Here is a 20,131-nt window from a genome sequence, read left to right on the forward strand (position 1 = left end):
TGATGAAACAAGAAAATAAGCATATAGCGATGGCGGCAGCGCAGGAAAAAATAGCGCGTTTACGGCAGGGGTTTCTACGCCGAATTCCCGACATGCTGGCACAAGCGGAAAGATTACTCGTTCAACTGGTCGCAGAGCCTAGCGAAGCCTGTCGCAAACAGCTACATATCCTGCTGCACAGTATTCACGGTTCGGCAGGGTCCTTTGGCTTTAGCCCGCTGGCGAATGCCTCAGCAGAAGGTGAGCGTTTACTAACAGAGCCGGAAACAGAGCAAAGCACATTGCATTACGATGAGCTGCGGCGAATCATCAGGTGGTTGTACACCCTGACCCAGGAGCAGCTCAATCTTGAACATCGTATCAGCGATACGGAGTTCACATTACCGATCGCCGCACAGCGCCCGGAAGAGGGATATGTTCGGCGGGCCAGTAAGCCTATCTACCTGTGTGATGATGATATTGACCAGGTCGAGCTTCTCGCGACCCAACTGCGCTGTTTTGGTTTTACCTGCCATGTGTTCGCGAACACGCAGGATTTCACTCAGGCCGTATTGTCGCAACCGCCCGCCGTGGTGATTATGGATGTTAGCTTTCCGGACAACGCCTACGGTGGACCGCTGGCGATGTCGGATTTGAAACAAAAAGTGGGCAAACCTTTCCCTGTGCTGTTCCTCTCGTGTCATAGTGATTTCAATGCCCGCGTCAACGCCATCAAATCTGGCTGCGATGGCTACTACGTAAAACCTGCGTCTATCACCGATTTAGTCCAGGAACTTCATCGCCTGACTCAACCGTCGCTGAAAAAGCCTTACCAGGTATTGTTGATCGATGACGAACCGGCGGTGGCGGAATACAACGCGGAGATGCTGCGCTTGGCGGGCATGGAAGTGCATGTGCTGGAAAAACCTCACTATCTACTGCATGTACTGAATGCGCAGCCGATCGATCTGGTGTTGATGGATTATCACATGCCAGAGTTCAGCGGTGAGGAACTGACAAAACTGATTCGCCAAATACCGCAGCATATTGGCCTGCCTATCGCCTATCTCTCCAGCGAGACCAACAAGCATGCGCAGTTGGGAGCAATGAGCATCGGCGCGGAGGATTTTATCCTCAAACAGAGCGACCCAGAGGAGCTGATCCGCGCCGTATCGATCCGCGCGGAAAGAATGCGCGTCCTGCGTGCACGCATGTCGCAGGACAGTCTGAGCGGGTTATATAACCACTCAACGACCACCCATTTTCTCAAAAGCGCGATTGCCGAGTCGAACTACAGCGGCAACCCGTTTTGTATGGTGATGGTGGACCTGGATCGCTTTAAAAGTATTAACGATACCTACGGTCATGCGGTCGGTGACCAGGTAATTGTCGGTATTTCGCAGTTGTTCTCCCATCGCTTACGCAGCACCGATATCGTTGGCCGTTATGGTGGTGAAGAGTTTGTCATCATTATGCCCAACACCAGCAGTGACAAGGCCGCGCGCGTGGTCGAACGATTGCGTAGGGATTACGAGCAGGTCACATTTTCCGTTAACGACGCCAGTTTTCACAGTACCTTCAGCGCGGGTATTGCCCAGTGGCAGTTTGGCGATCGGATTGAAACGCTACGCGAACGCGCCGATCAGGCGCTGTATGCCGCGAAACAAAATGGCCGTAACACTTTCTGCATTGCCGAGTAAAAGGAGTCAATATGAGCCAACAGCTGGAGCAGATTCTTGCGCTGAACCATGGTGAAAAGCCGGAGTGTGAAAACGTTGATGAACCCCAGCGTACGCTGGTGTTATTTCAACTGGCGGGTAAAAATTTTGCCTTCTATGGGGCGCAAATTAAAGAGATCCTTGCAGAGCGCCCGATCTCCTGGGTTCCCTGTTGCGCGCCAATGCTTGAAGGGGTCATCAACTATCGTGGACGGGTGGAATCGGTTATGAGACTGGACAGCCTGATCGATAAACCTACCGTTAATTCGGCAGGTAAGCGCACTATTCTGATTGGTTGCGCCGAGAAAATGCAAAGTGGGATCCTGATAGATAAACTGATTGATGTGTTGGAAGTCGCCGAAAGCCAGATTCATTTGCCAGGAGATTCATTGCCCCCGGCGTTACAAAGCATCGCTGTGGGGGTGGTTAACGTGATAGAAACCTGGTACACGCTGCTCGATCTGAATCTGGTCTTTGAGCGTTATCAGGAGACCAGCGGTTATGACGGCACCCACTAATCTGGCGGCGGTACGTATTACTTTGGGAGCGCTAACGTTGTATATACCGGCAAACCAGGTTGGTGTGTGTTCGTTAGTGACTCAGGTTGTGCCTGAAATCCCTCGATTTAGCCAGTGGCTGGGGATTGCGGATGAGCCGCAGGAGGGATGGCATTTGCATTTACGCGTCCCGGACAGTGGCGTTGAAACCGGCTGGTACCTATGGGGACAACTTGAGAATGTGATGCTCTCCGGCGACATTATTTTTGCCGTACCTCCGCTTCTGGCGCGTAACTGTCATCTGCCTGCGCTTCGTGCCCTGGTGGGACGTGAGGCGTTTAGCCCGCTATTAAGCTGGCGCTGACACGCTGCGGGAGCTTTAACGGTCCCGCAGCATGAGAAGGCTGGGAGTGCTAAATCCCGTTACTGGATATAAGCATCAACAGCCCGACTGACCAGCTTAGTCATAAAGTTGTCAATCTTATCAATGGTCTGCTTGTCCTGAAGATCGTAGGTTTTTGCTACGTCATCCAGGTTTTCATAACCGACCCAAACTCGCCCGATCTTATCCTGCCATACGGAGACACGTAACGGCAGATCCAGCGCGACACCCTGTTTATCCTGCATCAGTTTTGTGCCGACTTTAGGGTTACCAAATACCAGGACTTTCGTTGGCCTCAGGTTCATTCCCGCGCCCTCGGCATTTTTCTCGTGATCAATTTCGGTGAATACCGGAACGCCTTCGCTTTTCAGAATGGCTTTCAGTCGGGAGACCGTCTCATCGACAGAGAATTTACTTTCCTGGTTTTTGATCTTCTCTGAATTTAACCCAGAACCCAGCCCGATTTTATAGGCTTCAGCGATATCACGAGCCACCTGAGTCATGTCTACGCCTTCTTTGTTGGTCAGCATTGTCACGCAAACCAGTTCATCACCGGCGGTAAAACGGCTCAGATAGGCACTAAATCCACCTGTGGTTCCTTTGATTTCCAGAAAACCAGGATGGCGGGTAAATTCCCAGCCGGCCATGGCAGGCACGACTTTGCCATTTTTCATTTTTGCCGGGCTATAGATAATGTCGCGCAGCTTTTTGTCTTTAACTAGCGTGCTGCCGGCAAGACCGATATCCCACTTACTGATGTCTTCCGCTGATGACCACAGACCACCGTAGGCGAACAGATTATCAGTGGCGATCGCGCTAACAGGCGCCAGTTTGTCACCCGCTGCGACGTAACCTGTTGCAGGCTCAACAGGGTTGATCCAGTCAATTTCTGACTTAAATTTCGAATGCTGATTATGTTGCTTATCAGGCGTCGGGCGATCAAGGAATGCTTTTGTTGGCATGTCTTTTGCGAACATGGTGCTTTGCAGACCTAACGGCGCAATTTGGTATTTGTTGACGAAGTCTACGTAACTCATTCCGCTGACTTTCTCGATAGCCATTCCTAACAGGATAAAGTCAGTTGCGCTGGAGTTGATGTCCGTGCCATTTTTAAATTCGAGCGGTTTATCTTTAACAAGATCCACCAGCTGCGCAGGTGTATATTTTTGCTCTTGTTTATAGCCGAAAGATCTGAAATCAGGGATCCCGGATGAGTGCTGCATTAATTCCAGAATCGTAATGTTATGCCAGCTTTCCGGCAGGCCAGGCAAATAAACACTCACAGGAGTATTAAGATCCAATTTACCTTGCTCTACCAGTTGCATTACTGCGACTGCAGTAAAAGCTTGCGTGATAGGGCCAATTCCCCACATGGTTTTGGTGGAAGCAAGCTCATCATTGGCAGCCGTTGCCAGACCGTATCCCGCTGAGCGCGGAATATAAGGCGCCTGAACAATCGCCATGGATAAACCCGGCAGATTATTTTTCGCCATTACCTCGGCAATGATCTGATCGATATATTTGCCGTTGACCTTTAATTGTGGATCACCACGGTTAACTAAGTAAGTTGTCTCATTTGTACTGGCAGCGGCCAATACCTGAGTAGCTGAAACAGACATGGAAAGTAAAATACATGCCGAAATAACCTTTAACTTAAGATTCATGGAAAAGCTCCGCGCTTTATGAAATTTATTTTGATGGCTAATGGATGAGCGATGTTGTACATACAATTACCCTCGGTAACCGTACTCATAGCTATTACTTAGCTGCTGCCTTTACCTTTTCAACCGTGGTGTCGGTGTCCCATAAATCATTGGCAATGATGCGGTAGTTGGTTAGAGCGGCGAGATAACCGTCACCTTCCGGAATGTGCGGACCCGCTGTCGCATCTTTTACGACGACAACTTCAAAACCTTGCTCAATCAATTCACGCATATGGGATTCAATACACAGATTGGCAGCCATACCGGCGAGAATGACCTGTGAGACACCGCGTTTTCTTAATTGCAGTACCAGGTCGTTGGTTTCTGGTCCGAAAATCTTATGCGGTGAGGCAATGACCGTTTCGCCATCATAAATATATGGCTTAAACTGCGGTAAAAAGTCTGCGCCGGAATTTTCAAAATTCTCCATCGTCAGTGGACCTTTACGACTGAACATTCCAGTGCCGTGCATAAATGTTTCTCCCGGTGCGGTAGATTGCCATTTATGGTCGTGCGGAAAGTAATAATGTGGAGAAATAAAAACAGGCATTTGTGCTTCTTTTGCCATTTTGAACAACGTCTCGAGATTTTCTACAGTATTATTTTCAATAATGCTGTCTTTAAAAACCTCCCAGCCAATACCCTGAGGACTTAAAAAATCGATCTGTGGATCGACTACCACCAACGCAGCTTCCTTATTATTAAGTGTTATATCTTTGCGTGGTAAGCCATAGGCCTCTGGTTCAGAATAGATTTCTGACATGCTCATCTTGCTCATAAAATTTACATGTATTTTTATCTAATGTGATAGTGACTATCTGATTATTAAATAGCGCTGGTAAATATGGCATGGTTTCAGAACGGGGCATTTGTTCAGGACGCTGGGAATATTGTCATTACGTATTCTAATAACGATAGTGGGCATATCACTGCCCACTCCGTTAGAGGTCGTATTGCTGGCGTCGCCGTTCTAAACGACGGTCGCGCAGGGTGGAATAAATAAAGGTCATCACAAACAGTAGTGAAAATAGTACGACGATGGTGGGGGCCGGTGCACTGTCGATGAAAAAAGACAGGTACACGCCCATAAACGAGGTAACGACCGACATAATCACCGCCAGCCACAAGGCGTGGGAAAATTTCCGCGTCATTAAAATCGCAATGGCGCCAGGCGCAATCAGTAAGGAGATCGACAAAATAATCCCTACTGATTTTAGCGTGGCGACAATCGTCAGGGCGATCATGCACAGCAGGCCGTAATGTAGCAGTGCAGTGTTAAGCCCACTGGCCTTTGCCTGATGCGGGTCGAACGCATGCAGCAGCAGATCTTTCCACTTAAGCCCAATAATAAGCGCTATCCCAAGCGTAATAACCGCGGTTTGTATGATGTCGCTGAACGATACGCCCAGCATGTCGCCGAACAGAATATGATCGAGATGGACCTCTGACTGGATAGAGACGTACAGCACCAGCCCTGCGCCAAACATGCCGGAAAAGACGATTCCCATCAGGGTATCGCGTTTGATGCGGCTGTTATCGTCGAGATAACCCGTCGCCACCGCACAGAACAGCCCGGCGATAAATGCGCCAATTGCCAGTGGGATGCCCGCAATCCACGCCAGTACAATTCCCGGGAAAACCGCGTGGCTCATTGCATCGCCCATCAGTGCCCAGCCTTTGAGTACTAAAAATACAGACAGCAGCGCGCAGGGCACGGCGACAATGGTGGAGATGACCAGCGCATTGACCATAAAACCAAACTGAAAGGGTTCCAGCAGCGTTGTTAAGATCATACTGACTCCTTGTTCACCAGACGGGCGCGGCGGCGATTCGCCAGCAGACCGTGTTTTGGCGCGAAGACAAATGCCAGCAGGAACAGCAGCGTTTGCAGAACGACAATAATTCCGCCGGTTGCACCGTCCAGCCAGTAGCTCAGCCAGGCGCCGAAAAAGCTGGTCAGGCTGCCAATAGCTACGGCGATAGTGAGCAGGCGTGGAAAACGATCGGTCAGCAGCCAGGCCGTTGCACCGGGCGTAACCACCAGGCAAATCACCAGAAATGCGCCGACGGTTTGCAGCGCGGCGACCGTGGAAACGGAGAGCAGCGTAAAAAATAACAGCTTCAACCGGCCCGGATTCAGACCGATAGAGCGCGCGTGGTTTTCATCAAAAAAAACCACCATCAGATCTTTCCACTTCAAAAACAGGATGGTTAGCGAAATAACCCCGATGATGGCCAGTTGCAGAATATCTTCTGGCGCAATCGCCAGCACGTTGCCGAGAATAATGGTCTGAATATTCACCGACATCGGATTGAGCGACACCATAAACAGCCCGATACCGAAAAAAGACGAAAAAATCAGTCCGATAATCGCATCTTCCTTCAGGCGCGAACGTTGATTAAGAAACAGCATACTGCCCGCCGCCAGTCCGCCGGAAAGGAATGCGCCAAGCGCGAAGGGAAGCCCTAACATATAAGCGCCTGCCACGCCCGGCACGATAGAGTGCGACAGCGCATCGCCAATCAGCGACCAGCCTTTGAGCATCAGATAGCAGGAGAGAAACGCACACAGGCCGCCGACCATTGCCGAGACCCACATGGCGTTGAGCATGTACTGGTAGCCAAACGGCTCCGTTAGCCAGTTCATGGTTATTCCCCCTCGTTTGCCGTGCGTCGCGAAATAAACGGGCGTTCATCATCGGTAATTACGTGCTGTTCACCGCCGCTCAGCGCAACGTGACGCAGTACACCGCTGAATGCCAGTTCGAGATTCTCGGGGGTAAAGGTGGTTTTGGTGGGTCCACTTGCCAGCACCGTGCCCTTAATCATCACCGTGTAATCACAAAACTCGGTGACGGATCCCAAATTATGGGTAGAGACCAGCATGGTTCGACCCTCATCACGCAGTTCACGCAGCAGGTCGATGATCCGGGCCTCGGTTTTTACATCCACGCCGGTAAAGGGTTCATCCAGTAAAATAACCTGTCCGTCCTGTGCGATGGCCCTTGCCAGAAAAACACGCTTTTTCTGCCCACCGGACAGTTCACCTATCTGACGATGGCGATAATCCAGCATATCAACTCGCGCCAGCGCCGCATCTACGCAGGCGTGGTCAATTTGTTTTGGTCGACGCAGCCAGCCCATATGGCCAAAGCGTCCCATCATCACCACATCTTCCACCAGTACCGGAAACGACCAGTCCACCTCTTCTGACTGGGGGACATAGGCGATCAGATTCTGTTTGAGCGCCTTATTTACCGGCTGTTGCAGAATTGAGATTTCCCCCTGCGCCAGGCGGACAAAACCCATCAGCGCTTTAAAAAGCGTTGATTTTCCCGAACCGTTTACGCCGACCAGCGCGGCAATTGAGCCGCCCGGAACCTGAAAAGTGGCGTCCCGCAATGCGGTATGACCGTTGCGATACGTCACCGTAACCTGATTTACGGTAATCGCAGAGTGACTCATGGTTGGCTCTCCAGACCCTTGTTGATGCCGTTAACAATGGTTTGCGTGGTGACGCGCAGTAAATCCAGATAGGTCGGTACCGGACCATCGGCAGCGCTGAGCGAATCGACATACAGCACGCCGCCGTAATGTGCGCCAGACTCACGGGCAACCTGACGCGCTGGTTTGTCGGACACGGTGCTTTCGCTAAATACCGTCGGGATATGATGCTCTCTGATGGCATCGATAACCTTGCGTACCTGCTTGGGCGTACCCTGCTGATCGGCATTGATCGGCCACAGATACAGCTCCTTGAGATTGTTATCACGAGCTAAATAAGAGAATGCGCCTTCGCTGGTGACCAGCCAGCGTTTATCAGCAGGGAGCTTTGCCAGTTCTGTATGCAGTGGCGCCAGGGTCTGCTGGATTTTCGCTTTATAATTCTGCGCATTATTCTGGTAGGTTGCGGCATTGTCCGGATCATATTTGATCAGCGCATCGCGAATGTTATCCACGTAGATCAGCGCGTTCTCTGCTGACATCCAGGCATGCGGGTTTGGTTTACCGTTGTACGGCCCTTCGCTGATGCCCATTGGCTGCACGCCGTTTGAGACCATCACTTCAGGTACGCCGGACAAATTTTGGTAGAAGCGGGCAAACCATAGTTCGAGGTTTAGACCGTTAGAGAGAATAAGCTGTGCGCCTTGCGCCCGTTTAATATCGCCTGGGGTTGGTTGATATTCGTGAATTTCAGCACCCGGTTTGGTGATAGAACTAACGTCCGCCGCGTCACCTGCTACATTGCTTGCCATATCGGCAATCACCGTAAAGGTGGTCACCACTTTGAATTTTTCTTTCGCCCAGGCGGGTGACAGCGTCAGCGCTGTTAACACGCTGGCAAGGAGAAATGACTTCAGATGGGGCAGATGCGGCATAGTATCCCTCGCAACAAGGTGGTTAATTTATCATCGAATATAGCCTTTGCTATGTTATATAGCACATGGCATAAACAAATGAAAATAATTCTTATTTGCGTAGGTTGCTAAGGAATAGACGGGGGATAATGTATTTTACGCCGGCACGATTGCCGGCGTGTTGGGGATGAATAACCCGGTGATTATGACTTTTGGAACTCAGTAACGGTTTCCCATGCTACCTGTTGTAACGCTTTGGCGGTGGCAGGGGTCATGTCCGTATCAACAGGAAGCGCGCCGCCGACAGGAGACTGGTTGTACAGGGTGGCGAAGAATACGCAAGCGGCGAGATATGTACCAGAAATAGAAGGGTGTACACCATCATGATAATACAAGTTAATTTCCGGATGGGTCTTGCGCGCTTTCTCGAAAGCGAGACCTACCGGAGCCACATATCCCCCCGTTTTTTGCGCAATGGAGATATAAGCATCCGCCAGCTTTTGGCTATCTTCGGGTTTAGCTTTCTTCGGCCAGGTCATGAAATAGACAACTTTTGCACCTGCTTTATGCGCCATCTCAGCCATTTGGGTTGCAGAGTCAACGAAATTTTGCCGGGTACTTTCTTTCTTTGAAATTGTTTCTGTGGAGTTCCCCTGTAATACCACTACATCCCATTTCTGTAACGTGTTCTGGTAGCGCATATTCTCAATTTGCCAGCCTAAATGACCGCTGGAAATCGTGATCCCCCGATATTTATAGCCTTTGGCATGATCAGGCAGTAAAGACTGCGTCAAATCCCGTAATCGGGTATTGATATTATTGTTATAGAACGTGAACGAGTTTCCATAAAGCGCGACGATTTTATTCTCGCCATCCATTTTAGCATGTGCTGAAGGCGCTAATAACGTATCCGCGTGAGCGCAGATACTGCTCAGTGCCAGGGCCGTTGCTGCAGCAAGTAAAGTTATCTTTTTCATCGGTTATCTCTTAGAAGTCGTAACGGAGTCCAACGATGAGCGCATCATCATTGGTTTTTTTGTTCTTACTGGCGAATTCTTTATCGTAAGTAAATGATAACCACGTATCCTCAGCCAATGTTAATTGCGCTTCAGCACGCCAGTCTTCTTTTTCAGCAATATCTTTACCATCTTCATTTAAAAAACTATATCCGGTGAGAACCTTGACGGTGCCAAAATTGTAGGAAATGAGTGAATCCATCCCTTTATAATTATTATCACTTTTGTTATCGCGAGAAATAGAAGTACGCAATGCGGTTACCGCGACTTCATAGGCTTTATAACTGAGTTGTAATCCTCCCATAATTTGATCGTTTTGATTACGCCCATCGGTGGTCACTACGCCATCCTGTCGTTTGTAACGACTGGCCGCGAGTGCTGGTGTAATTCTAAAATCACCAAATTTGAAAGACTTGCGATAGCTGGCCATCGCGCCGTAATCCAGGGCTTCGTTATCGCTGTTGCCATTCCCAGAAACCCACGCCAGCTGAATCTCATTGCCAGCAAATTTGGCGTTCCACTGTACGGTGCCGTCCTGGCGGTTGAACTGGTATGAATCATCAATGGTTGTAATGCCATAGCTATAGATATTAGGGGTGAAATTTTTGTACTTATCGGTCATTTTCATTACCTGATACAACGGATTTTTGGTTCTCCCGGTGATCAGTTCACCCCATGTTTTATTTGACAGACCGACATAGGAATAACGGGCCTCCATATCGCTTTCACCGGTATTGTTATCATTTTTTTCGGTACGCACCTGCCATTCCAGTCGACCCACGATTTTGGTATCTGGCAGAAGATCCAGATCTCGGGTGAGGTAAATACCTACACGGCCACCCAGATCGCTTCGGCTTTCACTGCCAGCAAATGAATTCTGACCACTTGCTATTTTTCCCTCAACGCGGCCATAGATATCCAGAGTATTGCCATCCTTATTATAGACGTTTAAGGCGAACGCCGAGGAACTCATACCCATAAGTAATATTAGTGAATAATTTTTTAGCTTCATGTCATCCCTCAAACCAGCATTAGTTTCCTGACCATAAATAAAGTTCACAGCGAGGTAATTGTTTGTGGAAAAGGAGTGTCAGCGGTATGGGAATTATTTTTTCTCGTAATGAAATGTGATTATTCACGCATAAATATCACTAATTTCACTATTGTATTAATGGTTTTTATATTTAATGCGCATTTCTGCTGAAATATTACGCCTGCTTGGAATGTAATTCACAAATTACTGTGAAGTACATCTCATTTCTACTTGGTGGAAAAAACGAAAATGGGAATATTGTATTCTCATGGCCGTTTTTTGGGTGGGAATACTATTTTCCCCTATAATCTGGAAAACAGATCCTGCAAAATTGATTAATCACATTTTCGATTATGATGCATTCATTGGCCGGAGAGGCGCTGTATGTTCGGTAAGCAAACAACGGTATTTGATTCTGATCTTTATTCTTCATTGTTCACCCAAGGTCGGATGCGGGAAATATGGTCTGACGACAATCTGCTGCGGTGTTGGTTGCGATTTGAGGCAACCGTCGCTCGAGTGCAAGGTGAGCAGGGGATTATCCCTGAGCAAGCCGCCCTCGAAATTGAAAAAACGTGTAGGGAAATACGGATAGATTGGCCGGCCCTTGCACAGGAAACACAGACGGTTGGTATGGCGATAAAACCGCTGATCGATCAGATCTCTGCTTGCGGTACACCTTTAGTAAGTCAGTTTCTGCACTGGGGGTGTACTACTCAGGATCTGCTGGACTCTGGGATGGCGATGAGACTGCAACAAACGTTGCAGCTGCTGCGCGAGCAATTGCTCGATGTTGGCGAGGCAATGAAAGCGATGGCAATACGTCATACCCGAACGGTGATGGTTGCACGCACCAATTCAGTGGATGCTTCTGCGACAACGTGGGGACTGCATGTTTGCAGCTATCTGGCGGAGATTAACCGCCATCTGATAAGACTTCAGCAGCTGTACCCGCGAGCTGTAACCGGGCTCTTTGGCGGTGCGGTAGGTAATTTGGCCTCCGTGGGCGAGCAGGGAATGGATACGCGTGAACGGCTGATGCGAGCACTGGGTCTGAACGTACCCTGCGGCATTAATAATGCCAGCCAGGATGCGGTTGTTGAAGTTGTGCAGTTTTTTGCCCTTGTTCACGGCACGCTATGTCGTCTGGCCAACGATGTCGAAACAATGGGACGCACGCCGATTGCTGAAGTGCTTGAGGGAGAAGGTGGTGGAGGGTCGAGCACGATGCCGCACAAGGTTAATCCGCGCGCCAGTAACATGATGCAAACGCTGGCAAGGATGGGATGGATGTATGCGTCTGGCGCCCCAGCAATGCTGGATCAACAGGATGTGCGAGCCGCCTCAATGAGGGTATTAAACTGGACAATCCTCCCGGAGGCCTCAAATGCTTTATCGACCAGCCTGACACGCGCAAAGAATCTGCTTTCGCATCTCATCATTAATGAAGAGAAAATGCGTGCTAATTTCGATTGCTCAAAGCACTTTATTATGTCGGAATCACTGACGATGAGACTTGCCGCCAAAATCGGCAGAGAGTCCGCCTATAACTTAGTGAAAAACCTGCTAAAGCATGCAACTGGAGAGCACAGCTTCATGGAGATCGTGCAGGCTAGCCCGGAAATCCGCGCATCATTGTCTGTAGAGGAAATTACCGCCGCCTGCGAGCCGCTGTCATATATCGGGGCTAACGACGCGCTAATCGCTGAAACTTTAGCTGAGTTCGAGCGCGTGAAAACGGTAGAGATTGCCTGATTTGTCTTGCGGCCGGGAGGGATAACTCTCCTGGCGGCTGGCGGTGCTAAGTGTTGTGTGCTGATGCAGAAAACGTTTCGAAAAAGACAAATAACTCTTCCAGTTGTGCAAAATTCCCCTCGTTATCTCCTTTCTCATAAGCCAGATGCAATATGAGTTCGATAAAAAAGAAGCCGAGTATACGGCTTTGAAAAATGGACTGTACGTCGCTGGGAAGAACAAACTGCAGATCGCAAAATTTACCGTAAGGGTTCGCTTCTGAGTTGGTAACCAGTACCACGACGGCGTTCTTTTTTCTGAACCACTTTGCAATATTGAGGGCAACCCGATTAAATCGATAGTAGGAGAATACAATCAGGACATCCTCTTCCTCAATATTGATGAGACATTTGGGGAGTTCGCTGATGTCCGTCGGTAAAAGGGTGATGTTACTGCGAAAGTACTTTAGCAGTGTACAAAAATGCGTTGCCATTGCATGAGATGATGACGGGCCGACGACATAAATATGACGTTGATTGTTCAGTACCAGATCGATAAACGCATTAAGGCTTTCAATGTCGATATTATTTTTAAATTGATTAAATAATTCTGATACTTTATGGGTGAAATCAGTAACGATACTTTCAGTGGTAATGCTGGGATTGTTACGTAGTTTGATGTTTTTCTCAAAAGGTGCGGATATTTTATTTTTTGACAGCGTAATGTCTAATGCTTTGCGAAAAGCGGCGTAACCCGTAAACCCAATCTTATTTAAAAATCGGCCAATGGTTGCTTTGCTTACCATCGCATTTTGCGAGAGGTCAACAATGCCATGATAGGGAAGTTCATTGAAGTGTTTATTAATGTACTCATTGAGTCGGCACTCAGATTCAGTTAGATCACCCATATTAAGAGTAAGTAAGTTATACTCATCCAGACTTAACGTGTTTTTTTTGTACATGGATAACACCCGATGACTATTGTATATCAACGTTGTTATAGGGTAATACACTTTCGACGTCAATCATAGAATGAATATGTTGGAAACCCGCATCCAGCCTTTTCTGAGGTCTGCGACTACATTCAGATGTAGTTGCGATCTTACTCACAAAAAGAGGTGGGAAAACACCTTTCCCGTATTTTACAACCACACAACCCATTACAATTAAATCTCAATATTTGAGTATGTAATACGATAAATTTACGTACATATTATATCTGCTTATATATGGGGGTGATTTTTTACTATCCTATATAAGTTATGATGATATGACAGGTAACCCTACCCGATTTGTATGGCATAGGAATTGTTATTATGACAGCGTTTATTATAGCAATAGTGATAACAGTTATTGCTGCATGGTTAATTGTGAAAAATTATCAGCCGCAAACTGTTTTATTACTCGCTGGACTGGCATTATTGACCATTACCGTACTGTTTTATCCTGAAAACAGCATTCTCTACGATAAAGCAAAATCCACGGGGTCAACCTGGTTGGATATCTTTAGCTTTGCAAAAGAATCGCTCACCACACAAATTGCAGGTATTGGTCTTATCATCATGGCTGCGGGTGGATTTGCCAGCTATATGGATCACATTAAAGCGTCGAATGCGATGGTCAATATGTGCATTCGACCGCTGCAGGTGATTAAAGCGCCTTACCTGATCCTTGCGCTGGGGTATATCTGCGCACAGCTTCTGCATGTGGCAATTTCAAGTGCGGCGGGACTGGCGATGTTGCTGCTGGTGACATTCTTCCCGGTTCTGGTTCGTCTGGGGGTCAGTAAAGCCTCTGCGGCCGCGATGATTGGTCTGTGCGCGTTTATGGATCTAGGGCCCGCGGTAGGTACTGCGAATCTGGCGGCTAAACATGCTGGCATGGAAAGCGCGATCTACTTTGCGCATTACCAGATGCCGGTGGCGGTGGTGGTGATGCTGGCCGTTGCGGTGGTGATTTACTTTACCGCGAAGTATTTCGACAAAAAAGATGGCTTCGTACCGGGGGCGCAAAGCGTGGCGCAAGCGGAAGAAGAAGGCCGAAAGGTACCCGCTATTTACGCGCTGTTACCCGTCCTGCCTGTCGTACTGGTGCTGGTCTTTAGCCCTTTGGTTATCAAGTCCATCAAAATAGACGTGGTCACGGCGATGATCCTTGGCGCTGTCGTCGCATTTTTCTTTGAACTGGTGGCTACCCGAGATTTCAAAAGCTGCTGCAAAGGGATACAGGTCTTTTTCAAAGGGATGGGCAGCATGTTTACCAGCATCGTTTCCTTGCTGGTGTGTGCGGATATCTATGCCCAGGGGCTGCAGAAAATTGGTGCGGTGGACTACCTGTTACAGTCAGTGCAAAACGCAGGACTGGGCTTTACCAGCATGACCCTGGTGATGACCGCACTGGTGGGTGTAACCGCCGTCCTGACGGGCTCTGGCGTTGCCGCCTTTTTCTCCTTCTCCGGCCTGGCCCCCTCCATTGCAGCAAAATTTGGTGAGAGTGCAGTCAATATGATCCTGCCTATGCAGTTAATGGCGGGAATGGGGCGCTCAATGTCCCCAGTGGCTGGAATCATTATTGCGGTGAGTAAAGCAGGAGAATGTTCACCGTTTATGATCGTCAGAAGAACGCTGCTTCCAGCGCTGGCCGGTATCGCGGCGATGCTGGTTGCCAACTATGTCCTGATTTGAATCCTGAGAGCCTGCTAATGCAGGCTCTTATTTTTTATCTGGTTGTAATTTATGGATGGCAACGTGACAAACGATGTTTTATACGTCCCTTTTACGGGGAAGTTACTGCTTGAATCTCCGTTATTAAACAAGGGAAGCAGCTTCACGCAGCAAGAAAGGTATGACTTTAACCTGAGTGGGCTACTGCCTTGTGCCATTGAGAATATTGATGAACAAGCCGAACGGGCGTATCAACAATATCTTGAGGCTGAATCCCACAACGCTCGACATATTTACTTGCGTAATATCCAGGATACTAACGAAACGTTATTTTATTACCTGTTGAAAAAGCATCTTCCAGAGATGCTGCCCATCGTTTATACCCCGGTAGTCGGGGCCGCCTGTGAAAAATTCTCGTGGATATATCGTCGTGCACGCGGTGTCTTTATCTCCTGGCCCGATCGCGATCGTATTGACGATATTTTGCATGATATTCCGCGGCACGATATCAAGGTCATCGTCGTCACCGATGGTGAGCGCATTCTGGGGCTAGGTGACCAGGGCGTTGGCGGTATGGGGATTCCTATCGGGAAACTGTCGCTCTATACCGTCTGTGGTGGGGTTAATCCGGCGAATACGCTACCCATTCTACTGGATGTCGGCACGAATAACGCGCGACTGCTGGACGATCCGCGCTATATCGGCTGGCGTCATCCGCGCATAACTGGTGAAGACTATTTCGCATTTATTGGAATGTTTATTGCTGCCGTAAAACGGCGCTGGCCTAACGTTCTGCTGCAGTTTGAAGATTTTGCCCAGCATACTGCGGTGCCGCTGCTGGACCTTTATCGCGATGAGCTGTGCTGTTTTAACGATGATATTCAGGGCACGGCGTCGGTGGCTCTGGCGACTCTGGTTGCTGCCTGCCGGGGCAGCGGTCGTGACTTCCGTCAGCAATCAATCGTAATTGTGGGGGCGGGGGCTGCAGGATGTGGGATCGCCCGTCATATTATTGCCTGCCGCATCAGTGAAGGAATGAGCGAGGCCGAAGCCAGACGGAGCATTTTTATGGTGGATCGCGACGGTCTGGTGATGACCAGCAATAATGCCTTAGCTGATTTCCAGCAGCCGCTGGCGAAGTCTCCCGAGGCCGTATCTGACTGGCAGTATGAGGGGCTGGCACCGTCATTACTGGAGGTGATCCACAATGCCAAACCCACGGTGATGCTGGGGGTGTCAGGTCAGACTGGATTGTTCTCGCAGGAGGTCATTAGCACGATGTACCAATACTGCGAGCGCCCGATCGTTATGCCGTTGTCGAATCCCACTTCGAGAATGGAAGCGCGACCAGAAGATATCATTCGCTGGACCGAGGGGCAGGCCATCATCGCGACCGGCAGTCCCTGCGATGTGATTGAATTTAATGGACGCTCTATTCCGGTGGCGCAGTGTAATAACGTGTATGTTTTCCCTGCCATCGGTCTGGGGGCTATCGCCAGTGGCGCGACACGCGTAACAGAGGCTATGCTAATGGCGGCAAGCCGTGCGCTGGCCGATGCTTCCCCGTTGGTGCGTAAAGGGGAAGGCGCTCTGTTGCCGGAGATTGGGACAATCTGTGAGGTGACCCGCAGCATTGCCTTTGAGGTCGGTAAGGCAGCACAGCAGTCGGGCGTGGCAGAGAAGATGAGCGACGACGCGCTGTTGCAAAGCATCAAAGATAACTTTTGGTTACCGCACTACCGTCCTTATAAACGCAGGGCAATTTAGCCGTTGTGACGAGTAAGAGGTACTCGGGTCTTGGTTGCCCTCATGATTAAGGTGTATTATTTATGCAACTTAATTGTGGAGGCATCATGTCCGGCAAACGCATTGCACGTGAAAAAATGACGATCCAGAGAATGATTTCGCTCTACGAGAGCCAGTGTCCGCAGGCTTCAGACGAGCCGGGGCATTACGATGCGTTATTTGCCTATGCGCAAAAGCGCCTCGACAAGTGCGTATTTGGTGAGGAAAAACCGGCCTGTAAACAGTGTCCTGTGCACTGTTATCAACCTGCTAAACGCGAAGAGATGAAGCAAATTATGCGTTGGGCTGGGCCGAGAATGCTCTGGCGTCACCCGATTCTGACCGTACGTCACCTGATTGATGACAAACGTCCAGTGCCGGAGTTACCCGAGAAGTACCAGCGGAAAAAATAAGGTCGCTGTGCGCCGGATGGCGGCTGCGCCTTATCTGGCCTACGAGAATAAGTGCATCTGTCGCGTAGGCCCGATGCGCATTGCGCCATCGGGCAACTTAGCCATGTGGTGATGAAGTGCGACTACGCTTTGGTGGCAATCAGAATAGCTGAGGCTTTGATCAGCGCAACAACACGGCTTCCCTGACTCAGTTTCATCTCTTGCTGACTTTCGTTGGTGACGACGGCAACAATCTCGAAGCCTGCGTCAGTTTTGATATGTACCGTGGCGTTGACTGCGCCTTCTGTGACCTGGGAAACACTGCCAGCAAACTGGTTGCGGGCAGAGAACTTCAGACCACAGTCTTCAGTTGCCAGCGTCACCCATGGCGCTTTAATCAGGGCAATTGCTTCTTTCCCTTTCGCCAGACCCAGCGCCTGCTGGCTGCTATGGGTTACAATCGCGACCAGTTTTGCGCCGCCAGCCAGCGTCAGTTCAACTTCATCATTCACTGCGCCCGTAGCGACTGCGCTCACCGTACCGGTTAATTGATTACGTGCTGATACCGCCATACTGCCTCCTTTCGTTGAGATATCACCCAGTATAGCCACACTGGCTAAACCAGTGCATCCTTATCAATGCCTAATCGCTTCATGCGTGAGAGTAACGTTGTACGTTTCAGCCCCAGCCTTTGTGCCGCGCCTTTGGGACCGGCAACCACCCCGTTGGTTTCTTTCAGTACGCGCATAATCAACTGGTATTCATCTTCACCGTCCTGCGCGACTTCGGTTGCCACCGGAGGCGTAGACGGCGTCAAAGGGGCAATATCCGGAAGGGATAGTTGCAGTACGTTGCCCCGGGTAAGCAGAACCGCTCGTTCTACCACGTTTTCCAGCTCACGCACGTTACCCGGCCATTCCATACAGCTCAGTGTGCGCAGAGCCTCGGCGGGAATACTGTCGATATTGCGTCCCATCCGACGAGCAATTTTAAAGGTGAAGGCTTTTACCAGCAGCGGAATATCTTCCGGGCGCTCACGCAGCGGCGGCAGATGGATCGGGAAGACGTTCAGTCGGTAATACAGATCGTTACGAAATTCGCGATCGGCAACCATCTTCTTCAGATCGCGGTTGGTGGCGGCGATCAAACGGACATCGGTCTGGATCAGCTTATTACTGCCCAGACGTTCAAATTCCTGCTCTTGCAGAACCCGCAGTAGCTTAGGCTGAAGCTCCAGCGGCATATCGCCAACTTCATCGAGGAACAGCGAACTTTTGTCCGCCAGTTCGAAACGCCCAATACGTTGCGTGCTGGCCCCGGTAAACGCGCCGCGCTCATGACCAAACAGATCGCTCTCCAGCAATCCGGCAGGCATTGCCGCGCAGTTCATCTTCACCATCCGGCGGGCGTTACGTCCGCTCAGGTTGTGAATGGCTCGTGCGATCAGCTCTTTACCCGTTCCGGTCTCACCCAGAATCAAGACGGTGCTGTCGCTTTGCGCCACCATTTCGACCTGCTTGAGTACGCTGTACATAGCTTCGCTGCGACCAATGATTTCGCCGAACTCACTCTCTACGTTGTTGAGTTGTTCAGTCAACGCCAGGTTTTCATCGACCAGACGTTCCTTCAGGCGGTGAATTTCCTGGTAGGCTAGCGCGTTATCCACGGCAATTGCCACACGCTCGGCAATCTGGCGCAATAGCTTGAGGTTGGCGGTAGTGAAAACTTTCTCTTCGCACTGTGCCAGCTTGAGTACGCCGAGCATAGTATTGCCGGACATCAGCGGTAGCAGACACAGGGTTTGTAGCTGGTTGCCCCAGGTTTCGAACAGCATCCGTTCGTAAGGGGCAAGGATGTCACGTTCGCTCAGGTTGATCAGCAGCATCTCTTTGCTTTTGAAGACCCGTTCAGAGAGCGTTCCCGCTTCGTCCACTTCACTCTGTTCGTGTGCCGGATGATGTTCATCCAGATAGTGAGTGGAATAGATACTGAGTTTATTTTTGCGATCGCTGCGTAACACGATGCTGATGGCATCGATGTCGAAGTAGTGGTGGATCTCTTTGGCGACTTCGCTGACCAGCTCATCAATATCCAGTCGGGAGAGCACGGCATTGGTGATGGCGACCAGGATGCGAAAGTTGTCACGCTCACGACATAGCAGATCGTAATCGACGTTGTTGCTGACTCTGCTTTGAATTTGTTCAGCAACGACGCCGACTATCTGAGTGAAGGTCTGTAGACGGTTATATTCTTTTTCACTCCACGGACGGTCTTCGTTACGGATGAATTCGCAACCGCCAAAGATGCGCCCATCTGCCGCCAGCGGCAGCAGGCAGTAGTGGCCAAATTCAGAATACAGTCCACCTGAAGCCAATTGTGGCCATGTTTCCGTAAACTCATGATAGTTGCAGTGCAACGCATCAGGGCGAGACAAAATACGGCGTACCGGACCATGTGCCAGCACCGTTTCGTCTTCATAATCGATGGGTTTACCATTTTCACGCGTTGCAAAATAACGCGCACGTTGCGTTTGTGCCTGCCATAAGACAATAGCCGCGCAGTCGGCCAGCGCTGAACGCTTGACCAGCTGCGAAAGCGCCTCGCTAAGAGACGGGAGATCGGGCTGCTGTAATAATGTACGAGTAATATCGAACAGGCCTTGCTGTCCGAGGTCACTCATCGGTGTATACGACATATTGCTTTTCCAGGGAAAGCACCGCAGAACGGTGCGAAAACGGTAAATGAATTATAGGTATAAGTCGTAAATTATTGCCGGATGGCCTGCCACTGAACTGGCCAGGATATACAATCCGTTGGCCCGATCAGCAAAGCGGTATCAGGCATAATGCAGCATTAACGCCGGATGTTGACG

General features: G+C 49.8%; 18 protein-coding genes. 7 read left to right on the top strand and 11 right to left on the bottom strand.

Translation table 11 applies throughout. The features are described from left to right. The first annotated feature begins 2 nt into the window (after nt 1-2). Genes OGY17_RS19420 through OGY17_RS19430 form a run of 3 tightly spaced genes read left to right on the top strand, consistent with a single transcriptional unit; the run spans nt 3 to nt 2,558 of the window. Complete coding sequence (locus OGY17_RS19420; RefSeq protein ID WP_048236647.1) at nt 3-1,679, top strand: diguanylate cyclase; 1,677 nt, start codon at nt 3-5, stop codon at nt 1,677-1,679. 11 nt (nt 1,680-1,690) lie between these two features. After that, nucleotides 1,691-2,215, top strand: a complete 525-nt coding sequence (locus tag OGY17_RS19425) for a chemotaxis protein CheW (RefSeq protein WP_008785646.1) — start codon at nt 1,691-1,693, stop codon at nt 2,213-2,215. Then, nucleotides 2,199-2,558: a hypothetical protein gene (locus OGY17_RS19430; protein ID WP_003825861.1), complete on the top strand. Its 360-nt coding sequence runs from the start codon at nt 2,199-2,201 to the stop codon at nt 2,556-2,558. Before OGY17_RS19425 ends, OGY17_RS19430 begins: the two co-directional genes overlap by 17 nt. Before the next feature lie 59 nt (nt 2,559-2,617). On the opposite strand, the gene OGY17_RS19435 is transcribed toward OGY17_RS19430, so the two are convergent. From OGY17_RS19435 to OGY17_RS19470, 8 genes are all read right to left on the bottom strand, one after another. Then, complete coding sequence (locus OGY17_RS19435) at nt 2,618-4,240, bottom strand: serine hydrolase (protein WP_286608097.1); 1,623 nt, start codon at nt 4,238-4,240, stop codon at nt 2,618-2,620. A 94-nt stretch (nt 4,241-4,334) separates the two neighbouring features. Next, complete coding sequence (locus tag OGY17_RS19440) at nt 4,335-5,057, bottom strand: cysteine hydrolase family protein (RefSeq protein WP_191215467.1); 723 nt, start codon at nt 5,055-5,057, stop codon at nt 4,335-4,337. Between the two features lie 163 nt (nt 5,058-5,220). Next, nucleotides 5,221-6,072 carry an iron/manganese ABC transporter permease subunit SitD gene (gene sitD, locus OGY17_RS19445; protein WP_032944764.1) on the bottom strand — a complete coding sequence of 284 codons (852 nt, stop codon included), beginning with the start codon at nt 6,070-6,072 and terminating at the stop codon, nt 5,221-5,223. After that, nucleotides 6,069-6,926 carry an iron/manganese ABC transporter permease subunit SitC gene (gene sitC, locus OGY17_RS19450; protein WP_008785642.1) on the bottom strand — a complete coding sequence of 286 codons (858 nt, stop codon included), beginning with the start codon at nt 6,924-6,926 and terminating at the stop codon, nt 6,069-6,071. Before sitC ends, sitD begins: the two co-directional genes overlap by 4 nt. A 2-nt stretch (nt 6,927-6,928) precedes the next feature. Then, entirely contained in the window at nt 6,929-7,744 is an 816-nt protein-coding gene (gene sitB / locus OGY17_RS19455; RefSeq protein WP_191215468.1) for an iron/manganese ABC transporter ATP-binding protein SitB, read from the bottom strand. Continuing rightward, entirely contained in the window at nt 7,741-8,658 is a 918-nt protein-coding gene (locus tag OGY17_RS19460; RefSeq protein WP_057068101.1) for a metal ABC transporter substrate-binding protein, read from the bottom strand. Before OGY17_RS19460 ends, sitB begins: the two co-directional genes overlap by 4 nt. 182 nt (nt 8,659-8,840) lie before the next feature. Then, nucleotides 8,841-9,614, bottom strand: coding sequence for an SGNH/GDSL hydrolase family protein (locus tag OGY17_RS19465; RefSeq protein ID WP_003825874.1), 774 nt, complete (start codon nt 9,612-9,614; stop codon nt 8,841-8,843). A gap of 10 nt (nt 9,615-9,624) precedes the next feature. After that, nucleotides 9,625-10,665, bottom strand: a complete 1,041-nt coding sequence (locus tag OGY17_RS19470) for a porin (protein ID WP_032944758.1) — start codon at nt 10,663-10,665, stop codon at nt 9,625-9,627. A gap of 405 nt (nt 10,666-11,070) precedes the next feature. Between OGY17_RS19470 and OGY17_RS19475 the strand changes: the two genes are divergently transcribed. Continuing rightward, nucleotides 11,071-12,441, top strand: a complete 1,371-nt coding sequence (locus OGY17_RS19475) for a class-II fumarase/aspartase family protein (protein ID WP_191215469.1) — start codon at nt 11,071-11,073, stop codon at nt 12,439-12,441. Nucleotides 12,442-12,487: 46 nt separating this feature from the next. Here the strand turns inward: OGY17_RS19475 and OGY17_RS19480 are convergent, their stop codons facing one another. Continuing rightward, nucleotides 12,488-13,381: a MurR/RpiR family transcriptional regulator gene (locus tag OGY17_RS19480; protein WP_125363117.1), complete on the bottom strand. Its 894-nt coding sequence runs from the start codon at nt 13,379-13,381 to the stop codon at nt 12,488-12,490. A gap of 354 nt (nt 13,382-13,735) precedes the next feature. Here OGY17_RS19480 and dcuC point away from each other — a divergent pair, with 354 nt between their 5' ends. The 3 genes from dcuC (at nt 13,736) to OGY17_RS19495 (ending at nt 17,280) form a co-directional block, all read left to right on the top strand. Then, nucleotides 13,736-15,103 carry a C4-dicarboxylate transporter DcuC gene (dcuC, locus tag OGY17_RS19485; RefSeq protein WP_003825883.1) on the top strand — a complete coding sequence of 456 codons (1,368 nt, stop codon included), beginning with the start codon at nt 13,736-13,738 and terminating at the stop codon, nt 15,101-15,103. A gap of 51 nt (nt 15,104-15,154) precedes the next feature. Further along, a complete protein-coding gene (locus tag OGY17_RS19490) occupies nt 15,155-16,849 on the top strand; it encodes an NAD-dependent malic enzyme (RefSeq protein WP_191215470.1) in 1,695 nt (564 codons plus the stop codon). 86 nt (nt 16,850-16,935) lie between these two features. Next, entirely contained in the window at nt 16,936-17,280 is a 345-nt protein-coding gene (locus OGY17_RS19495) for a nitrous oxide-stimulated promoter family protein (protein WP_003825888.1), read from the top strand. 122 nt (nt 17,281-17,402) lie between these two features. On the opposite strand, the gene OGY17_RS19500 is transcribed toward OGY17_RS19495, so the two are convergent. Further along, the gene (locus OGY17_RS19500) at nt 17,403-17,831 is read right to left on the bottom strand and encodes a TOBE domain-containing protein (RefSeq protein ID WP_003825890.1); all 429 of its coding nucleotides are present in this window, start codon (nt 17,829-17,831) and stop codon (nt 17,403-17,405) included. 44 nt (nt 17,832-17,875) lie between these two features. Continuing rightward, on the bottom strand, nt 17,876-19,954 hold the full coding sequence (gene flhA, locus OGY17_RS19505) for a formate hydrogenlyase transcriptional activator FlhA (protein WP_032944751.1): 2,079 nt from the start codon (nt 19,952-19,954) through the stop codon (nt 17,876-17,878). Between the last annotated feature and the right edge of the window lie 177 nt (nt 19,955-20,131).

Source organism: Citrobacter sp. Cpo126 (genome assembly GCF_030332445.1).
Taxonomy (GTDB): Bacteria; Pseudomonadota; Gammaproteobacteria; order Enterobacterales; family Enterobacteriaceae; genus Citrobacter; species Citrobacter portucalensis.

Bases quoted from the DNA above. Each gene is read 5' to 3' on its own strand.
- OGY17_RS19475 (WP_191215469.1), top strand. From the start codon at position 11,071: ATGTTCGGTAAGCAAACAACGGTATTTGATTCTGATCTTTATTCTTCA.
- OGY17_RS19440 (WP_191215467.1), bottom strand. From the start codon at position 5,057: ATGAGCAAGATGAGCATGTCAGAAATCTATTCTGAACCAGAGGCCTAT.
- OGY17_RS19490 (WP_191215470.1), top strand. From the start codon at position 15,155: ATGGATGGCAACGTGACAAACGATGTTTTATACGTCCCTTTTACGGGG.
- OGY17_RS19430 (WP_003825861.1), top strand. From the start codon at position 2,199: ATGACGGCACCCACTAATCTGGCGGCGGTACGTATTACTTTGGGAGCG.
- sitB (WP_191215468.1), bottom strand. From the start codon at position 7,744: ATGAGTCACTCTGCGATTACCGTAAATCAGGTTACGGTGACGTATCGC.
- OGY17_RS19500 (WP_003825890.1), bottom strand. From the start codon at position 17,831: ATGGCGGTATCAGCACGTAATCAATTAACCGGTACGGTGAGCGCAGTC.
- OGY17_RS19495 (WP_003825888.1), top strand. From the start codon at position 16,936: ATGTCCGGCAAACGCATTGCACGTGAAAAAATGACGATCCAGAGAATG.
- sitC (WP_008785642.1), bottom strand. From the start codon at position 6,926: ATGAACTGGCTAACGGAGCCGTTTGGCTACCAGTACATGCTCAACGCC.
- sitD (WP_032944764.1), bottom strand. From the start codon at position 6,072: ATGATCTTAACAACGCTGCTGGAACCCTTTCAGTTTGGTTTTATGGTC.
- OGY17_RS19435 (WP_286608097.1), bottom strand. From the start codon at position 4,240: ATGAATCTTAAGTTAAAGGTTATTTCGGCATGTATTTTACTTTCCATG.
- OGY17_RS19460 (WP_057068101.1), bottom strand. From the start codon at position 8,658: ATGCCGCATCTGCCCCATCTGAAGTCATTTCTCCTTGCCAGCGTGTTA.
- OGY17_RS19420 (WP_048236647.1), top strand. From the start codon at position 3: ATGAAACAAGAAAATAAGCATATAGCGATGGCGGCAGCGCAGGAAAAA.
- OGY17_RS19425 (WP_008785646.1), top strand. From the start codon at position 1,691: ATGAGCCAACAGCTGGAGCAGATTCTTGCGCTGAACCATGGTGAAAAG.
- OGY17_RS19480 (WP_125363117.1), bottom strand. From the start codon at position 13,381: ATGTACAAAAAAAACACGTTAAGTCTGGATGAGTATAACTTACTTACT.
- dcuC (WP_003825883.1), top strand. From the start codon at position 13,736: ATGACAGCGTTTATTATAGCAATAGTGATAACAGTTATTGCTGCATGG.
- OGY17_RS19470 (WP_032944758.1), bottom strand. From the start codon at position 10,665: ATGAAGCTAAAAAATTATTCACTAATATTACTTATGGGTATGAGTTCC.
- OGY17_RS19465 (WP_003825874.1), bottom strand. From the start codon at position 9,614: ATGAAAAAGATAACTTTACTTGCTGCAGCAACGGCCCTGGCACTGAGC.
- flhA (WP_032944751.1), bottom strand. From the start codon at position 19,954: ATGTCGTATACACCGATGAGTGACCTCGGACAGCAAGGCCTGTTCGAT.